A 16,752-nucleotide genomic window follows, 5' to 3' on the forward strand; every position below is an offset into this window, starting at 1 on the left:
CGCCCGGGGCGGCTACGGGCGGACCAGCAGCTGGAAGTCGAAGGAGTAGCGCGAGGCACGGTAGACGTGGGAGCCGAACTCCACGGCGCGCCCGGTGTCGTCGTACGTCGTCCGTTCCATGGTGAGCAGCGGCGCGCCTTCCGGCTCGGCCAGCAGCCCGCTCTCCGCGGCGGTCGCGGCCCGCGCCCCGACCGTCTGCCGGGCGCTGTGCAGCGTGATGCCGGCCGCGCGGATCAGCCGGTAGAGACCGGTCGCGGCCAGTCCGTCGTCGTCGAGGCCGAGGAGGCCGGCGGGGAGGTGGTTGCGCAGGTGGGCCATGGGTTCGCCATGGGCGAGCCGCAGCCGCTCGACGAGCACCACCTCGGTGCCCTCGGGCACGCCGAGGGCCGCGGCGACGCGCGCGGTGGCGGGCTCGGTGGTGTGCAGCAGGACCCGGGTGGCGGGCTGCTGGCCGGCCGCCTCCAGGTCGTCGTAGAGGCTGCTCAGCTCCAGCGGGCGCCTCACCTGGCTGTGCAGTACCTGGGTACCGACGCCACGGCGGCGCACGAGCAGCCCTTTGTCCACCAGCGACTGGATGGCCTGCCGGACGGTGGGCCGGGACAGCCCGAGCCGCGCGGCGAGGTCGATCTCGTTGCCGAGCAGGCTGCCGGGGGCGAGCCCGCCCTGCTCGATCGCCGCCTCGAGCTGCTGCGACAGCTGGTAATAGAGCGGTACGGGGCTGCTGCGGTCCAGGCTGAACTGGAGGGATCGGTGCGTCGACACGGTGGGAGCGTAACCGCGGGACCGGATGACGGGAAGTTCGGAGGTCAGGTTGTCCGGACATGCGTACTTCCCGGCGACGGGCTGACCGATACGGGTGACGAAGCCGTCAACTCCGCGCCTTGTGGCCGCGTCTTGTGCAATACAGATGACAGTGGCGAAGTCCTACAGAATCCCGATCATTCCTACGGAATCTTCTCGATCGTTTACGTACCCGCCCATGTCAGATGAGTTCCGGGCACCACGGGTGCCGTGCGGGAAGGGCCGGGGGGAAGGGCGAGGCCGTGGAGGAGCTGGCTCTGGGAGTGGCACTGGGCTTCAGCGCGGGGATCAGCCCGGGTCCCCTGCTCGCGCTGGTGCTGTCCGGGACGCTGCGCGGCGGGCTCGGCGTCGGGCTGCGGGTGGCCGCGGTGCCGCTGCTCACCGACCTGCCGGTGATCGTCCTCGCGGTGACCGTGCTGGCCGTGCTGCCGGAGTGGGCGATCGCCGTCGGCGGGGTGCTGGGCGGCCTCTTCCTGGCCTGGCTGGCCGTGGCGACGCTGCGCGAGGCGCGGACGGCCGAGGTGCCGGCGGCGCGGGACGCCGGGGAGGTGCGGGCGGCGGGGCGGCGGACGCTGTGGCAGGGCGCCCTGGTGAATCTGCTCAGCCCGCACCCGTGGATGTTCTGGCTCACGACCGGGGCACCGCTGCTGGTGGCGGCCTGGCGGCACGGCCCGCCCGGGGCCGGCGGCTTCCTCTTCGGCTTCTACGCCCTGCTGGTCGGCAGCAAGGCCGCGCTCGCCGTGATGGTGGCCCGCGCCCGCCACCGGATCGGCACCCGGGGCTACCGCCTGCTGCTCGGCGGCTCGGGGGTACTGCTGCTGGCGGCCTCCGGGGTACTGCTGGTGGAATTCGGCTCCGCGCTGACGGCGTAGTTCTCCTGGTCCCGATGCCTGTCCGGTACCGACACGATCGAGCGACTTTGACCGTAAAGCTCAACCTCGGTCCCGGTCTGGCTCGTTTTTGTGTTTACCAGACACAGTGACTGGGGGACCCGAGCCATGAGCCACGGATACGGACACCACGACCCCGCGAGCGGCCGCCCCGCGGCCGACCTCTCCCGCATCCGGCTGTACGACGAGCCGGACGCCACCTCCCACGACCGTCTCCGCCCCGTGCGCGACTGGGTCCGCGACCACGTCGCCCGGCCCCACCCGGACCTCGGCCGCAAGGGCGCCGTCTGCCCCTTCGTGCCGCTCTCCCAGCGCCTGGGCCTGATCCGCTACGCCCTGGCCGAGCCCGCCGTGACCGACGAGGCCGGGATGGACGCGGCGGTCGCCGCGCTCAAGGCGCACTGGCTGGCCATGGAGCCGCGCGGCGGCCAGCACACCATCGACAAGACGATCGTCCTCGTCCTGCCGGGGGCGGCGGCGGAGACCGTCGTCCGGGTGCACGACCGGGCGAAGCCCGAGTTCGTGGCCGACGGGATGATGCTCGGCGAGTTCTTCCCCGGGCACCCCGGGCCGGGCCTGCACAACCCCGATTTCCGGCCGCTGCACTGCGACACCCCGCTGCTCGTCGCGCGCAGCATGGTCACCAACGACCTGCCGTTCCTCACCGAGCGCCGCTATCCGCCGGCCCGGCGCGCCGGCTTCGTGGAGTCCTTCCTGGAGCACCAGCGGTCGGCGAACCCGGACACCAGGGCCCGCGCCCGGGAGGAGCTCGCCCGGGCCCGCACGGAGCTGGGGCGGCCCGAGCCCCCGCCGCCGGACTGAGCGGGCGGCCCGGCCCACGGGGTCAGAAGCGGATCGGCAGCCGGTGCGGGCCGCGGATGAACAGGCCGTCGCGCCAGGGCAGGGCGTCCGGGTGGGCGTCCAGGGCGAGGTCCGGGCAGCGCTCCAGGACGGTCCGGAGCGCGGTCCTGGCCTCCAGGCGGGCCAGCGGCGCGCCCAGGCAGTAGTGGATGCCGTGGCCGAAGGTGACGTGCCCGCGCGCGTCGCGGCGGATGTCGAAGCGACCGGGGTCGCCGAAGCGGGCGGGGTCGCGGTTGGCGTCGGAGATGACGGGCAGGACGAGCTCGCCGCCGCCTGGTATCACCGTGCCGCCGATCTCGACGGGCTCCGTGGTGAAGCGGTACGTCGGGGTCTCCAGCGGGCCCTCGTAGCGCAGCGTCTCCTCCACGGCGCCGTCCAGCAGCCCCGGGTCGGCGCGCAGGGCCGCCAGCTGCTCGGGGTGCGTGAGCAGGGTGAGGACGGCGTTGGTGATGAGGTTGCCCGTCGTCTCATGGCCCGCGACGAGCAGGATCCAGGCCGTGCCGAGGAGCTCCTCGGGCGAGAGCCGGTCGCCGTCCTCGTCCGTGGCCCGGACCAGGTCGCTCAGCAGGTCGTCGCCGGGGTGCGCCCGCTTGGCCGCGACCAGTTCCTCCAGATAGGCGTGCATCGCGCCGGCGGCCACGGCCTTCTCGGCGGCCGGCGCGGATCCGACGGCGGTGTTCGACCAGTCGCGGAAGGACTCGCGGTCCAGGGACGGCACGCCGAGCAGCTCGCAGATGACGCCCATGGGCAGCGGGAAGGACAGCGCGTCGACGAGGTCGGCGCGGCGGTCCGGCGCGGCCAGCATGGCGTCCAGCAGGCCGTCGGTCAGCTCCTGGACCCGGGGCGCCAGGGCGTCGACCCGCTTCGGGGTGAACTCCTTGGCGACGAGCTTGCGCAGCCGGGTGTGGTCCGGCGGGTCGAGGGTGAGCATGTGCGGGCCCGAGGCCACGGTCCTCAGCCCGAGCGACGGTGACACGCTCCGCCAGTCCTTCGACAGGCGGGGGTCGCTCAGCGCGGCCCGCGCCTCCTCGTAGCCGACGACGAGCCAGGCGACGGAGCCCTCCGGCATCCGTACGTGGTGCACCGGCCCGCGCTCCCGCAGCCCGGCGTAGACCGGGTGCGGATCCCTGGCGAACGCGTCCCCCAACGCGGCCAGATCGACGGTTCCGCTCGTGTGCGCCCCCATGGCTCCCCCTCGCTCCGGAAGATCGTCCCCGGCGGGGCGGGCGCCCTCAAGAGCGATTTCAGGACACCTGTCCGATTGCCGCCCGGTGCGGTCGCCGCTCCCCTACGGGTACTCCGCGACGTGGGCCACGTTGCGCCGCGCGTCCGACGGGCCGCCGGTGCCGTTGACGACGTGCCGGATCACGCCCTTGCCACCGAGGGAGACGGTGACGAGGTGATGGAGGCGCACCCCGGGCCGGCGGGGTACCGCGAACGCGCGGTCGGCGACGACGCGCGGGTCCGCCGTGAAGTAGCAGTAGCTGCCGAGCCCCCAGGCCTCGTGTCGGGTGACACCGGCCGCGACCTCGTAGGCGGGGTAGCCCCGGTGGCGCCCCTCGCGCCAGGCGGCCTGCCGCGGCGGGTCGTAGGGCAGCTCGTTCTGGAAGAAGTACGTCCGGCCGCGCTCGCCGCGCCAGAGCGTCTGGTGGCGCTGGTAGTGCTCGACGAACAGCCCGTACATCGTGACGTCGTCGCCGTTGACGATCAGCCCGTGGCCGGCGGTGTTGACGGTCCAGCCGACGCCGTCGCCGTGGTCGGCGCGCCACAGCCAGAGGTTGTCGCCGATCACGTCCGAGCTGTTGACGACCAGGCTGCGGACGGCCCGGCCGGGGCCGGCGCCGCCGATCCGGAAGAAGACGTCGTGCAGCGATACAGGGTCGGCCGCGTGCCGCCGCCGCGCGCCCGGCGGCCCGATCTCCATCAGGGTGGGCGAGGCGACGGGCCCCGCGTCGACCAGCAGTCCCGCGAGCCGCACCCCGTCGACGTCGGCGACGGACAGCGCGGTGCCACCGTGGTCGGGCACGAGCGTGGCGAGGCCGAGGCCCAGGACGACGGTGCCGGGGCGGGTGACCCGCAGGGTGCGGTCGAGGTGATGGACGCCGGGGGTGAGCAGCAGGTCCCGGCCGCGGTCGAGGGCCGCCTGGATCCCGGCGGCGCCGGCCCCGGGCCGCACGATGTGGAACCGGCCCAGCGGGCGCGACTCCCCCGCCGGGCGGGCGCCGTGGGCCCAGGTGGTGCCCAGTCCCCCGGTGCGCAGGGCGGGCACCCGGACGCGGTACGCGCCGGCCCCGTCGACGTACAGGAAGGGCTTCTCGCGCACGGCCGGGGTGCGGTCGACGCGGGTGTGGGCGGCGTGGGGTAGCCGCGGTCCGAGGGGGCGTTCCGGACGCCGACGAAGACCATGTTCCAGGTGGCGCCGGTCCAGCCGGCGAACTCGCTGTCGCGGGAGAGCCATTGCTGCTGGGTGCCCGACCGGACCCGGCCGTCGATCAGCGAGTCGGCGAGGAAGCCGCCGCTGGACCAGCCGCCGTCGTCCAGGAGCAGGTCGCCGCGGATGTGCACGCGGCGGAGCGGAGCGGCCTGCGAGACGGCCCAGCGGTTCGCACCGGAGTCCGGGAGGACGGAGAGGTTCTCGGCCGAACGCCAGAAGTTCTGGGTGGCGTTGCCCTGGAACCAGTCGGCCTCGGCGCGCACCGCGCCCCGGACGGTCACGTCGTCGGGCGACCGCCCCAGCCCGGCGACCTGGGTGGCGAAGCCGGTGTTGACGTCGACGTCGTAGGTGCCGGGCTTGAACAGCAGCGCGTGGCGGCCGGGGCCGAACTGGGCGCGCTCCTGCCGCCGGAAGACCGCGTCCACCTCGCGCTGCACCGCCGCCTTCGGCATCGACGGGTCGAAGACGTGCACGTTCGGGCCGAGGTCGCGGGCGCCGCCGGGGGCGCCCGCGCGCGGCGCGGCGGGCGTCTGGGCCAGGGCGAGGCAGGCGGCTGCGGCCAGCAGGGCGGCGGTGAGTCTCACCCGGCCATGGAAGCGGAAGGTCCCGCCGCCGTGGTGGACGGCGGCGGGACCTTCACCCGTCGGTGTGCGGATCGCCCGGCGGATGGTTCAGCCGGGCGGGAACGGGCGGTTCAGCAGGTGAAGTCGACCAGGTCGAAGGTCTCGTAGTGGTCGCCGGTGTAGTAGTCCTCGTGGGTCTGCTTCCCGGTGACGATCCGCCGGGCGCCGCGGTCCGGCGAGCCCGGGGTCTTGACCGTGTACTCGTGGTAGTAGCCGGAGGTCTGCTTCGGCAGGACGCCCTCGCGGTTGGAGAAGACGGTGCCGTCCTTCGGGTACGGGAAGGGGCCGCCGGCGTCGATCAGCCGGATGGTGTCGTGGGCCTGCGAGGGCAGGTCCGAGTAACAGATGTCGCCGACGATCTTCATGGTGACCGGTGCGGCCGTGACGGCGGCCGGGGCCTGCGGGGTGGCGGCCAGCGCGGGTCCGCCGAGGAGCAGGGCGGAGACGAGGGCGGCGGCCAGCGCGCCGGTCCGGGCGAAACGGCGGGAGGGGGGTGTCATGTTCATGCACAACAGCATGACGCGCGTAGCTACCGGTGAGTCAAGATCGAACAGGCGATGTTTCCGGGAGATTCACCGGGGCCGGGCAGCCGTTCACCCGGAATCGACCATTCGCCCGGGACGTGACGGGGACCGGCCGGGGCGGTTTTGCCTCAGAGGCAAAACTTTTGCCTCTGAGGTACGGCGGGTCTATACCGGAACCATGAGCCAGAGCACCCCGGCCCCACCGGACGACGGCCCCGGAGAGGACCTGCCGACCGTCGCGCCCCGCCTGCGCGACCTGCGCCGACGCAGCGGCCTGACCCTGGAGGCCGCGGCCGGGCGGGTGGGCCTGTCGCCCGCCCACCTGTCGCGGCTGGAGACCGGCCGCCGCACCCCGTCGCTGCCGATGCTGCTGGCGCTGGCGCGTACGTACGGAACGACGGTATCCGACCTCCTGGGCGAGGCGATCCCGGAGCGGGACCCGATCGTGCGGCGCGACCGGATGGAGCCGCAGCAGGCGGGCGGCTGGACCTACTGGCGGGCGGGCGGCTCCGGGCGCGCCATGCAGGCCCTGCGGCTGCATGTGCCGCCGGGCGGGGGCGGCCAGGCGGAGCTGGTGCGCGTGCACCCCGGCGAGGAGTGGCTCTACGTCACCTCCGGCCGGCTGCGGCTGACGCTCGGCGAGTCCACGCACCTGCTGGACGAGGGCGACGCCGCGCACTTCGACTCGCTGACCCCGCACCGCATCGCGGCCGCCTCGCCCGGCGGGGCGGACCTGCTGTTCATGCACACGCTGATGCAGAGCGCCGCGACCGAGCTGTGTCTCGGGGGCGCGACGCCGACCCGGAGGGGAATGCCATGACACCGGCCGACGGACACCTGGACGGACACACCGCGGAGCCGGCCGTCCGGCACATGAACGAGGAGGACCGGGCCCCGATGGGCATGACGGTCCGCGTGATCATCTACCTCGTGGCCGTGCACTTCTTCGCGGCCTTCCTCTTCCTCCTCTTCTTTCTCGCCGGAGGGTGAGCTTCTTTCTCGCCGGGGGGTGAGCGCCCGGCGCGCGGTTCTGAAAGGCTGAGCCGGGGGGGAACGGCCCCCGGCCCGGACACCGGAAGGCGGATCGATGACGCGCACGGCCCAGGACGTACTGACGGAAGCGGCACGGGAGCTCGCGCCCGCGAAGAACATGACCGTCGAGCGGATCGCGGCGGGAGAGGCGCCCGTGGAGGTCCTCGCGGCCCTCGCGCTGGAACAGCACCACGTCATCGTCGGCGACCGCCGCAGCTTCGCCCACCTCGCCGGGCGGGCCGCGCCCGTCCCGGCCGTCGCCGCGTTCTTCGAGACCCTCGCGCGGGGCGAGGACTCGGCCCTGGGCCACCTCGGCGCGCTGGCCCGCGCCTGCGGGCTGGACGAGGCGGCCGTGCGGGAGTACGAGCCGCGGGCCGGCTGCCAGGCCTATCCGTCGTACGTGGCCTGGCTCGCGCTCGGCGCCGAGCCCGTGGACGTGGTGGTCGCCCTGTCGGCCAACTTCGCGGCGTGGTCGTCCTATTGCGCCACGGTCGGCCGGGCGCTGCGCGAGAAGTACGGCTTCGACGACGCGGCGTGCGCGTTCTTCGACCTCTTCGCCGAGCAGAAGCCGGGCGCGTCGGACGCGGTCCTGGCCGCGGTGTCGGCGGGGCTGGCGGCGGGCCGGCTGTCCGAGCCGTCGGCGCGGCGCTACGGGCGGCTGCTCCAGGACTACGAGTCGATGTTCTGGGATTCGCTCGCTGTACGGTGAAGGCATGTCGTACAGCGACCGGCCCGAAATGGCCTACCGACCCGCGCTTCCCCGGGACTTCGAGGACATCGAGGCCCTCGACAACTCCTTCACGACCGACTCCGTCCTCGAAGTGACGGCCACGGAGGAGGGCTTCCGCCTCCGCGCCGTGCCGGTCGACCCTCCGCTGCGGAAGGTCTACCCGGCCGAGGACGAGGGGGTGGAGGGGCTCGGCGGGGACGACGAGGCCCGGGCGGTCGTCGCGTACGACGCCGGGGGCCTGTGCGGCGCCGTCACGTTCGCCCACTCCGCCTGGAACCGCCGGCTGCTGATCTCCGACGTCCGGGTGGCGCCGCACCGGCGTGGCCAGGGCGTCGGATCCGCCCTGATGGAGCGCGCCCTCGGCCAGGGCCGGGAACTGGGGGCGCGCACCGCCTGGTTGGAGGTCACCAACGTCAACGCCCCGGCCGTGCGCGCGTACCGGCGGATGGGCTTCGCGCTGTGCGGTCTGGACACCACGCTCTACACGGGGACGGCGTCGGAGGGTGAGATCGCCCTGTTCATGAGCCGCCCTCTGTGAGGAGCCGCGCGTCCTCGCCGGCCGGCGGGTCCGTCAGCGAGCCGTGCACGCGCAGCCGGGCGACGCCGCCGTCGGGGAGGACGTCGAGCCGTACGTGCGTGGCGACGGGCCGGCCGGCCAGCGGGAAGCGGTGGACGGTGTCGGGCTGGAGGCGGGTGCGCGGCAGGACCTCGGTCCAGGCGGCGCCGGGGTCGGCCGGGTCCGCGCCGGTGCCGGCGTCGAGGACGGAGAGGGCCGCCCAGCCGGGGGAATTGCCCTTGTAGCAGCCGGTGTCGATCTCGGCGGCCCGCAGCAGGGCCCGGCCGGTGAGGCGGTAGCGGACCCAGTCGTGGCCGGTGTCGCGGCGGCGGCGGGTCTCCCAGCCGTCGCCCATCTCGCGGGAGCGGCCGGGCCGGATGCTGTTGAAGGGCGAGCTGTAGAAGCGGTCGGAGGCGTCCTCGACATGGCCGCCGTTCTCCAGCGCGGCGAGGTCGAAGACGCCGAGGGCGGCGAGCCAGGCGGGGTCGGGGACCGCCTCGCCGTGGACCCGCAGCCGGGCGACGCCGCCGTCGGGGTACTGGCGCAGCCGCAGGTGGGTGAAGCGCTCCCGGGCGTGGACGGCGAAGGCGTTGGCGGCGTGCCCGCCGACGGGGGTGCGCGGCACGAGGACGGTCCACTTCACGTCCTCGGCGAGCAGGTCGCCGGGGGCGGGGGTGCCGGGCAGCGTGGTGGCCTCGACGGAGACGGCCTCGGGGTGGTTGCCGCGGAAGTGGGCGGTGTCGACGACGAGGCCGTGGACGCGGCCGGGGACGCCGAGCCGGATCAGCGCCCAGTCGTGGTCGTCGGGGCCGGGGTGCGGGGCGGCGGCCGCGGTGCCGCGCCGGCGGCGGGTCTCCCAGCCGTCCATGACCTTGCCCTTGTGGCCGAAGGCGTGCGGGTCGAAGCGGGGGGCGGCGGGCACGATCAGGTTCTCGCGCTCGGCGAAGAACTCGTCGCTGGCGACGACGACGGCGGCGCCGAGGTCCCGGTCGGCGAGGTCGGGCAGGTGCCCGAAGGGGACGGGGGCGGAGCGGTAGTCGGCGTACGGGTCGCCGCCCGTGTACGGGTCCGCGTTGCCGGTGAAGGGCGGGTCGGAGGGGCTGCCGGAGGGGCGTATGCCGGTCATGAGCCGCGCTGCCTTTCGAGGAGGAGGCCGGTGGGTTCGGCGGTGGCGCCGGGGCCCGCGACGCGGCGGCCGCGCAGCCAGGTGGACCTGACGACGCCGAGGAGTTCCTTGCCGGCGTAGGCGGTGCCGGGGTTGCGGTGGTGGAGCTCGGCCGGGTCGACGGTGAAGGGCTCGTCGGGGGCGAGGACCGCGAAGTCGGCGTCGCGGCCCGGGGCGATGGCGCCCTTGTGGTGGAGCCCGGCGAGGGCGGCGGGTGCGGTGGCCATCCAGTGGGCCACGTCCCGGAGGGTGTGGCCGCGGCGCCGGGCCGCGGTCCAGACGGCGGGGAGGCCGAGCTGGAGGGAGGAGATGCCGCCCCAGGCGGTGCCGAAGTCGGGGACCTTGAGGTCGGTGGTGCAGGGCGAGTGGTCGGAGACGACGCAGTCGAGGGTGCCTGCGGCGAGCCCCTCCCAGAGGGCGTCCTGGTTGGCGGCCTCGCGGATGGGCGGGCAGCACTTGAACTCGGTGGCCCCGTCCGGGACCTCCTCGGCGGTCAGGGTCAGGAAGTGGGGGCAGGTCTCGGCGGTGACACGCACGCCCTCCGCCCGGGCGGCGGCGATCAGCGGCAGGGCGTCGGACGACGACAGGTGCAGGACGTGCACGCGGGTGCCGCGCCGCCGGGAGACGGATATCAGTCCGGCGACGGCGTCGTTCTCGGCGGCGCGCGGCCGGGAGGCGAGGAAGCCGGCGTAGCGCCGGCCGTGGGGCCGTGGGGCGCGGTCGAGGTGGGCGGGGTCCTCGGCGTGCACGATCAGCAGGCCGCCGAAGGACGCGGTCTCCGCCGCGACGGCCTCCAGGTCGTCGGGGCCGAGGGCCGGGAACTCCTCGACGCCGGAGGGCGAGAGGAAGGACTTGAAGCCGAGGACGCCGGCGTCGTGCAGGGGGCGCAGGTCCGCGAGGTTGGTGGGCAGGGCGCCGCCCCAGAAGCCGACGTCCACGTGGACCGCGCCGCGTGCCACGTCCCGCTTGACCCTGAGGTGCTCGACGGTGGTGGTCGGCGGGAGGCTGTTGAGCGGCATGTCGACGAGGGTGGTGACGCCCCCCGCGGCGGCCGCGCGGGTCGCGGTGCGGAATCCCTCCCACTCGGTGCGGCCCGGGTCGTTGATGTGGACGTGGGTGTCGACGAGGCCGGGGAGCAGGGCGTCGTCCCCGAGGTCCTCGGTCGCGGCGCCGGGCGGCGGGGCGGTGCCGTGGGGCAGCACGGCCGCTATCCGGCCGGCGGCCACGGTGACGGCGGCGGGGCGGGTCCCCTCCGGGGTGACGACGCGTGTGGAGCGCAGCATCAGCTCCACCGGTTCTGGGGACACGCCTTCTCCTCTCCCAGCGGCTCCGGCGGCCCCCGTGCCTTCCGGGGGTGCCGGTGATGACGAGCGAGATGTCTTTCAACGTTCTGTTGAACGGCGGTGGAGGCAGTCTTCAGCGGGGCCCCGCACCCGTCAAGACCTCCGCACCGCCCCCGCTCCCTCCTGCGGCTTTCCGGGAGACAGAAAAGGGATTTCTTCTGACGGAAGGTGGCGAACGGGAGGGGCGACGGGCCGGTAGGCTTCTGCCACCCGTCCCGGAAGGACCCCGAACGTGCCCTCGCCCACCGAGCCCCGAACCGCCTCACCCACGGGCGGTGTCCAGTCCCTGGAGCGCGCTTTCGACCTCCTGGAGCGGATGGCGGACGCGGGCGGCGAAGTGGGGCTGAGCGAGCTCTCCGCGACCAGCGGCCTGCCGCTGCCGACCATCCACCGGCTGATGCGCACGCTGGTGGCCTGCGGCTACGTCCGCCAGCACCCCAACCGCCGGTACGCGCTGGGCCCCCGTCTGATCCGGCTCGGCGAGAGCGCCTCCCGGCTGCTCGGCACCTGGGCCCGCCCGCACCTCGCGCGGCTGGTCGAGGAGACCGGTGAGACCGCGAACATGGCGCTGCTCGACGGCGACGAGGTCGTCTATGTGGCGCAGGTGCCCTCGCGCCACTCGGTGCGGATGTTCACCGAGGTCGGTCTGCGGGTGCTGCCGCACACCACCGGCGTGGGCAAGGCGCTGCTGGCGCAGAGCCCCGACGACGAGGTCCGCGCGCTGCTCGCCCGTACGGGCATGCCCGCCGCGACCGAGAAGACGATCACCACGCCGGAGGGCTTCCTGGACGCCCTGACCCGGGTGCGCGAGAGCGGCTACGCCGTGGACGACAACGAGCAGGAGATCGGCGTCCGCTGCCTCGCGGTCCCGGTGCCGAACGCCCCGACGGCCGCGGCCATCTCCATCTCGGGCCCGGCGGGCCGGGTCACGGACGCGGCCACCGAGCGGATCGTGCCGCTGCTCCAGCAGGTGGCGGCCGAGCTGTCGGTGACGCTGGCCAGCGCGTCCGCCTGACGCCGGGCCTCCCGCCCGGTTCCGGCTCAGCCCCCTTCGCGGGGGCCCGGCACCCGGTACAGCTCCTCCCCCGGCGTCCCGCCGAAGCGGTCGACCGCGGCCCTGACCTCGCCGAGGGCGGGGGCCAGGGCGCTCACCGAGCCCACCGCGCCCGCGACCAGGAGCAGCGCCCGGCGCAGCCGCGGCACCTCGGGCTCCCCGGCGCGCGCCATCGCGTCGAGGGCGGCCAGTTCGTCCTCGGCGGCGTCGCGGTCGGGTAACAGGGCGGGGTGTCCCGCGAGCGCCCGGCGCAGCCGGGACACCGCGTCGCACAGGTCGTTCACCCTCGGGTCATCGCCGACGCCTTCCACACGCTCCTCTTCCGCCACTCCGGCGCCCTCCGCCACGACACTCCCCCTCCCACGCGCTAGCGCGGATCAGTTAACGCACTTTCCGTACCTCGCGCTACACGCACAGCGAAATCAAGTCCGTACTCCGCACGCACGGGTGATGTGGCGGCCCCGGCCCCGCCCCGCCGACCGATGCGGTATGCAGGGGCCATGACGCGCACCACGGCCACGACACACGAAGGCCCCGCCGGGGCGGCGTCCGTCGCCGGACTGCTGCTCGCGGCGGGCGGGGGCAGGCGGCTCGGCGGGCGGCCGAAGGCGCTGCTGGGGCACCGGGGGCGGCCGCTGGTGGAGCACGCGGCCCGGATCCTGGCCGAGGGGGGCTGCGCACCGAGGTACGTCGTGCTCGGCGCGGCCTCCGAGGAGGTCCGGGCCCGCGCCCGGCTCCCCGGCTGCGTGCTGCTGGACAACCCCGCCTGGGGCGAGGGGATGGGCTCCTCGCTGCGCGCGGGGCTCGCCGCGCTCACCCCGGGGGACGCGCCGGCGGTGCTGGTGACGCTCGTCGACCAGCCGCGGGTCGGCGCGGCGGCGGTGGCCCGCCTCCTGGCCGCGCACCGGGCCGGCGCGGACCTGGCGGCGGCCTCGTACGACGGGGAGCGCGGCCACCCGGTGCTCCTCGCGCGGCGGCACTGGGCGGGCGTCGCCCGCGCGGCCACCGGCGACCGCGGCGCCCGTGACTATCTGCGGGAGCACGCCGCGGAACTGACGCTCGTGGAGTGCGGGGACGTCGCGGACCCCGGCGACATCGACACACCGGACGATCTGCGGCTGCTCGGCTGACGGGGCTTCGGCCGGGCCGCCGGGGCCCGGCGGGCGTCCACGGGTGGCACGGGGCGCCGGAAACCGTTCCCCGACGTCAACACCCCATTGATGTTCCACCATGAGAAAACTATTCTCCACTGACGATCAGCCGGGCGGCACTCCGTGCCGTCGTCCCCGATCACCGCTGAAGGAGTGACAGCCCATGTCCGCACCAGCGCCGTCCCCGCTGGCCCTCGTCGACGCCCCGCCCGTCGCACGGCAGTCGGAGGTCCTGACGGACGGGGCGCTCGCCTTCGTCGGTGAGCTGCACCGCCGGTTCACCCCCCGCCGCGACGAGCTGCTCGCCCTCCGGGCCGGGCGCCGGGACGCCCTCGCCCGCACCGGCACGCTGGACTTCCTCCCGGAGACCGCCCACATCCGCGAGGACCCCGACTGGCGCGTCGCCCCCGCCCCCGCCGCGCTGGCGGACCGGCGGGTGGAGATCACCGGCCCGACCGACCGGAAGATGACCGTCAACGCCCTCAACTCCGGCGCCCGCGTCTGGCTCGCCGACTTCGAGGACGCCTCCTCCCCCACCTGGGAGAACGTGGTGCGGGGTCAGCTCAGCCTGACGGACGCCTTCGAACGGCGCATCGACTTCACCGACGAGCGCGGCAGGTCCTACGCCCTGCGGCCGGCCGAGCAGCTGGCCACCGTCGTCGTCCGGCCGCGCGGCTGGCACCTCGACGAGCGCCACCTCACCGACGGCGAACGGGCCGTGCCCGGCGCGCTCGTCGACTTCGGTCTCTACTTCTTCCACAACGCCCGGCGGCTGATCGGCCTCGGCAAGGGCCCGTACTTCTACCTCCCCAAGACCGAGTCCCACCTGGAGGCCCGGCTGTGGAACGACGTCTTCGTCTTCGCCCAGGAGTACCTCGGCATCCCGCGCGGCAGCGTCCGGGCGACCGTCCTGATCGAGACGATCACCGCCGCCTATGAGATGGAGGAGATCCTCTACGAGCTGCGCGAGCACGCCTCCGGGCTGAACGCGGGCCGCTGGGACTACATCTTCTCGATCATCAAGAACTTCCGTGACGCCGGGGAGCGGTTCGTGCTGCCCGACCGCAACTCCGTGACGATGACGGCGCCGTTCATGCGCGCGTACACCGAACTCCTGGTGCGCACGTGCCACAAGCGCGGGGCGCACGCGATCGGCGGGATGGCGGCCTTCATCCCCTCCCGCAAGGACCCCGAGGTCAACCGGGTGGCCTTCGAGAAGGTCAAGGCGGACAAGGACCGCGAGGCGCGCGACGGCTTCGACGGCTCCTGGGTCGCCCACCCGGACCTGGTGCCCGTGGCCCGCGCCTCCTTCGACGCGGTGCTCGGCGACCGCCCGCACCAGAAGGACCGGCTGCGCGAGGACGTCCGGGTGACGGCGGATCAGCTCCTCGCCGTCGACTCCCTGGAGGCGAGGCCCACCCACGAGGGGCTGCGCAACGCCGTCGCGGTCGGCATCCGCTACATCGAGGCGTGGCTGCGCGGCCTGGGCGCCGTCGCCATCTTCAACCTGATGGAGGACGCCGCCACCGCGGAGATCTCCCGCTCGCAGATCTGGCAGTGGATCGACGCGGGGGTCGTCCTCGACACCGGCGAGAAGGTCACCGCGGAGCTCGCCCGCCGGGTGGCCGCGGAGGAACTGGCCGCGGTGCGGGCGGAGACGGGGGAGGAGGCGTACGCGTCGGGACGCTGGGAGGAGGCGCACGACCTGCTTCTGCGGGTGGCTCTGGACGAGGACTACGCGGAGTTCCTGACGCTGCCGGCGTACGGCCTGCTGCGGGGCTGAGGCCTTTTCCCCGGCCCCGTCCCTTCCCGCCGCATCCGATGTGCGGCTCCGCCGCGTGCGGGGCTCCGCCACGGACCCCGGTCCTCGAACTCCCCCGGCTACCGCTGCGAGGTGCCCCCGGGCGGGCTGATTTCAGCCCGTCCGGCGTTTGAGGACACCGCGCGCCGGCGCGGCCGGGGGCCCGGGGGCTTGCCCCCGGTTCCGCGAAGGGGTGGGGCCGGGGATCACGCCACCACCCCCAGCGCCACGAACCCGCAGATCAGCACCGCCAGAATCACCAGCAACGGCCACACGAACCGCAAATACTTGTCGTACCCCACCTTCGCCAGCGCCACCCCGCCCATGATCACCGCGGTGGTCGGCACCCACAGGTTCATCAGGCCGCTCGCCGACTGCCAGGCCGTCACCACCACCGTCCGCCCCACGTCCGCGAAGTCCGCCAGCGGCGCCAGGATCGGCATCGCGAGCGTCGCGTGGCCCGAGGTCGAGGGGATCAGGAAGGCGAGCGGGAGGTTGACGAGGAAGACCATCACGCCGAAGAACGCGCCGGGCGTGCCGGAGACGGCGCCCTCGATGGAGTGCAGCACCGTGTCGGTGATGCGGGCGTTGTTCATGAGGACCGTGACGCCCCGCGCCAGGACGATCGTCAGCGCGGGCGACATGAAGTCGCCCGCGCCCTTGACGATGACCGCGCTCAGCCGCTGCTCGCCCATGCGCGCGACGACGCCGACGAGCACCGACGCGACCAGGAAGAGCGCCGCCAGCTGGGCGAAGGACCAGCCCAGCTCCCAGCCGTAGGGCGTCGCGTCCGCCTTGCCCGTGAGCGCGCTCGCCCAGGGGATCACCGAGAAGATCATGAAGGCGAAGACCACGGTGACGATCACGAGCACGGCCTTCTGGAGCCCGGTCAGCTCCGGGGGCTCCGCGGCCTCCGCCGCCAGCTCCCGGTCGCCGGGCAGGAAGCCCACCAGCGAACGGCCGGGGTCGGCCCGCACCCTCCGCGCGTACCGCTGGACGTAGCCGATGGCGACGCCCGTCAGGACGACCCACATCGCGAAGCGCAGCGCGATGCCGTCGCCCAGGGAGACCCCGGCGGCCGAGGAGGCCACCCCCGTGGCGAAGGGGTTGACGGTCGAGGCGAGCACCCCGACGCCCGCGCCGAGGATGATCGTGCCGGTGGCGACCATCCGGTCGTAGCCGAGGGCCAGCATCAGCGGCACGATCAGCCCGTAGAAGCCGAGCGTCTCCTCCGCGAAGCCCTCGACCGTGCCCAGCAGCGAGAAGACGGCCATGACGGCGGCGATCAGCAGGGCGCCGCGGGTGCGCAGCCGGTGGGCCAGCCGCTCGATGCCGCGGTCGAGGGCGCCGGTGGCGAAGACGACGGTGATGAACGCGCCGATGGCGAGCACGAAGAGGAAGACGCCGGCGCTGCCGTAGAGCGCGCCCACCGCGTCCGGGGCGACCTCGCCGGTACGGGCGTCACGGATGCCGTAGAGGCCGTTGACGGGCGAGAGGAAGAGGTCGCCCAGGCGGTGGACGAACCCGCCGGGCGCGGCCTCGCGGTGGTACGTGCCCTGGACGGGGTTGCCGTCGTCGTCGCGCCGGTAGGTGCCGGAGGGAATGACGAAGGTGAGGATCCAGACGGCGAGGGTGACGACCGCGAGGACGGTCAGCGCGCTGGGGAAGGTGAAGCGCCTGTTGCCGGCGACTCCCTCCCCCTGCCCGCCCGCGTCGTTCTCCCGGTCGGACGGGCCGTCCCCGGCTTGCTGGTCCACGACGGAACACCCCTCCGCACCACTGGCGGT

Annotated in this window: 16 protein-coding genes and 1 pseudogene; 9 read left to right on the plus strand and 8 right to left on the minus strand. The window is 74.3% G+C overall.

The features are described from left to right. Positions 1-12: 12 nt before the first annotated feature. Positions 13-732, minus strand: coding sequence for a GntR family transcriptional regulator (locus SMD11_RS06855; protein WP_087930327.1), 720 nt, complete (start codon positions 730-732; stop codon positions 13-15). A 311-nt stretch (positions 733-1,043) separates the two neighbouring features. Between SMD11_RS06855 and SMD11_RS06860 the strand changes: the two genes are divergently transcribed. Both SMD11_RS06860 and SMD11_RS06865 read left to right on the plus strand, forming a co-directional pair. Next, the gene (locus SMD11_RS06860) at positions 1,044-1,673 is read left to right on the plus strand and encodes a LysE family translocator (protein WP_159395251.1); all 630 of its coding nucleotides are present in this window, start codon (positions 1,044-1,046) and stop codon (positions 1,671-1,673) included. Positions 1,674-1,799: 126 nt separating this feature from the next. After that, on the plus strand, positions 1,800-2,513 hold the full coding sequence (locus SMD11_RS06865) for a DUF6875 domain-containing protein (protein WP_087925587.1): 714 nt from the start codon (positions 1,800-1,802) through the stop codon (positions 2,511-2,513). A 22-nt stretch (positions 2,514-2,535) separates the two neighbouring features. Here the strand turns inward: SMD11_RS06865 and SMD11_RS06870 are convergent, their stop codons facing one another. The 3 genes and pseudogenes from SMD11_RS06870 to SMD11_RS06880 all read right to left on the minus strand — a co-directional run bounded on the left by SMD11_RS06870 (position 2,536) and on the right by SMD11_RS06880 (position 6,115). Beyond that, the gene (locus tag SMD11_RS06870; protein WP_087925588.1) at positions 2,536-3,738 is read right to left on the minus strand and encodes a cytochrome P450 family protein; all 1,203 of its coding nucleotides are present in this window, start codon (positions 3,736-3,738) and stop codon (positions 2,536-2,538) included. 102 nt (positions 3,739-3,840) lie between these two features. Continuing rightward, positions 3,841-5,570 (minus strand): annotated as a pseudogene (locus SMD11_RS36245) (coagulation factor 5/8 type domain-containing protein). A 110-nt stretch (positions 5,571-5,680) separates the two neighbouring features. Then, complete coding sequence (locus tag SMD11_RS06880; protein WP_418952415.1) at positions 5,681-6,115, minus strand: ribonuclease domain-containing protein; 435 nt, start codon at positions 6,113-6,115, stop codon at positions 5,681-5,683. A gap of 196 nt (positions 6,116-6,311) precedes the next feature. Between SMD11_RS06880 and SMD11_RS06885 the strand changes: the two genes are divergently transcribed. The 4 genes from SMD11_RS06885 (at position 6,312) to SMD11_RS06895 (ending at position 8,433) form a co-directional block, all read left to right on the plus strand. Continuing rightward, entirely contained in the window at positions 6,312-6,953 is a 642-nt protein-coding gene (locus SMD11_RS06885; protein WP_087925590.1) for a helix-turn-helix domain-containing protein, read from the plus strand. Further along, the gene (locus tag SMD11_RS35350) at positions 6,950-7,123 is read left to right on the plus strand and encodes a DUF6126 family protein (RefSeq protein ID WP_159395252.1); all 174 of its coding nucleotides are present in this window, start codon (positions 6,950-6,952) and stop codon (positions 7,121-7,123) included. Before SMD11_RS06885 ends, SMD11_RS35350 begins: the two co-directional genes overlap by 4 nt. A 97-nt stretch (positions 7,124-7,220) precedes the next feature. Continuing rightward, the gene (locus tag SMD11_RS06890; protein ID WP_087925591.1) at positions 7,221-7,874 is read left to right on the plus strand and encodes a transcriptional regulator; all 654 of its coding nucleotides are present in this window, start codon (positions 7,221-7,223) and stop codon (positions 7,872-7,874) included. 4 nt (positions 7,875-7,878) lie between these two features. Continuing rightward, a complete protein-coding gene (locus SMD11_RS06895; RefSeq protein WP_087925592.1) occupies positions 7,879-8,433 on the plus strand; it encodes a GNAT family N-acetyltransferase in 555 nt (184 codons plus the stop codon). On the opposite strand, the gene alc is transcribed toward SMD11_RS06895, so the two are convergent. Beyond that, positions 8,414-9,577, minus strand: coding sequence for an allantoicase (gene alc / locus SMD11_RS06900; RefSeq protein WP_087925593.1), 1,164 nt, complete (start codon positions 9,575-9,577; stop codon positions 8,414-8,416). The genes SMD11_RS06895 and alc overlap by 20 nt on opposite strands. After that, positions 9,574-10,899 (minus strand): allantoinase AllB, encoded by a 1,326-nt coding sequence (gene allB, locus SMD11_RS06905; RefSeq protein ID WP_199844042.1) that lies wholly within the window; start codon positions 10,897-10,899, stop codon positions 9,574-9,576. The genes alc and allB overlap by 4 nt, the downstream gene beginning before the upstream one ends. Before the next feature lie 292 nt (positions 10,900-11,191). On the opposite strand from allB, the gene SMD11_RS06910 reads away from it, so the two are divergent. Next, on the plus strand, positions 11,192-11,974 hold the full coding sequence (locus SMD11_RS06910; RefSeq protein WP_087925595.1) for an IclR family transcriptional regulator: 783 nt from the start codon (positions 11,192-11,194) through the stop codon (positions 11,972-11,974). Positions 11,975-12,000: 26 nt separating this feature from the next. On the opposite strand, the gene SMD11_RS06915 is transcribed toward SMD11_RS06910, so the two are convergent. Next, positions 12,001-12,360 carry a DUF5955 family protein gene (locus SMD11_RS06915; RefSeq protein ID WP_087925596.1) on the minus strand — a complete coding sequence of 120 codons (360 nt, stop codon included), beginning with the start codon at positions 12,358-12,360 and terminating at the stop codon, positions 12,001-12,003. A gap of 153 nt (positions 12,361-12,513) precedes the next feature. Between SMD11_RS06915 and SMD11_RS06920 the strand changes: the two genes are divergently transcribed. Both SMD11_RS06920 and aceB read left to right on the plus strand, forming a co-directional pair. Continuing rightward, positions 12,514-13,143, plus strand: coding sequence for a nucleotidyltransferase family protein (locus SMD11_RS06920; RefSeq protein WP_087925597.1), 630 nt, complete (start codon positions 12,514-12,516; stop codon positions 13,141-13,143). Between the two features lie 184 nt (positions 13,144-13,327). Next, positions 13,328-14,947: a malate synthase A gene (gene aceB / locus SMD11_RS06925; RefSeq protein WP_087925598.1), complete on the plus strand. Its 1,620-nt coding sequence runs from the start codon at positions 13,328-13,330 to the stop codon at positions 14,945-14,947. A gap of 224 nt (positions 14,948-15,171) precedes the next feature. On the opposite strand, the gene SMD11_RS06930 is transcribed toward aceB, so the two are convergent. Next, positions 15,172-16,620, minus strand: coding sequence for a YfcC family protein (locus tag SMD11_RS06930; protein WP_234366360.1), 1,449 nt, complete (start codon positions 16,618-16,620; stop codon positions 15,172-15,174). Positions 16,621-16,752 lie beyond the last annotated feature (132 nt).

Origin of the sequence: Streptomyces albireticuli, from assembly GCF_002192455.1 — a bacterium.
Classification (GTDB): Bacteria; Actinomycetota; Actinomycetes; order Streptomycetales; family Streptomycetaceae; genus Streptomyces; species Streptomyces albireticuli_B.

Bases quoted from the DNA above. Each gene is read 5' to 3' on its own strand.
- SMD11_RS06895 (WP_087925592.1), top strand. From the start codon at position 7,879: ATGTCGTACAGCGACCGGCCCGAAATGGCCTACCGACCCGCGCTTCCC.
- alc (WP_087925593.1), bottom strand. From the start codon at position 9,577: ATGACCGGCATACGCCCCTCCGGCAGCCCCTCCGACCCGCCCTTCACC.
- SMD11_RS06880 (WP_418952415.1), bottom strand. From the start codon at position 6,115: ATGAACATGACACCCCCCTCCCGCCGTTTCGCCCGGACCGGCGCGCTG.
- SMD11_RS35350 (WP_159395252.1), top strand. From the start codon at position 6,950: ATGACACCGGCCGACGGACACCTGGACGGACACACCGCGGAGCCGGCC.
- allB (WP_199844042.1), bottom strand. From the start codon at position 10,899: ATGCTGCGCTCCACACGCGTCGTCACCCCGGAGGGGACCCGCCCCGCC.
- SMD11_RS06920 (WP_087925597.1), top strand. From the start codon at position 12,514: ATGACGCGCACCACGGCCACGACACACGAAGGCCCCGCCGGGGCGGCG.
- SMD11_RS06865 (WP_087925587.1), top strand. From the start codon at position 1,800: ATGAGCCACGGATACGGACACCACGACCCCGCGAGCGGCCGCCCCGCG.
- SMD11_RS06885 (WP_087925590.1), top strand. From the start codon at position 6,312: ATGAGCCAGAGCACCCCGGCCCCACCGGACGACGGCCCCGGAGAGGAC.
- SMD11_RS06890 (WP_087925591.1), top strand. From the start codon at position 7,221: ATGACGCGCACGGCCCAGGACGTACTGACGGAAGCGGCACGGGAGCTC.
- aceB (WP_087925598.1), top strand. From the start codon at position 13,328: ATGTCCGCACCAGCGCCGTCCCCGCTGGCCCTCGTCGACGCCCCGCCC.
- SMD11_RS06870 (WP_087925588.1), bottom strand. From the start codon at position 3,738: ATGGGGGCGCACACGAGCGGAACCGTCGATCTGGCCGCGTTGGGGGAC.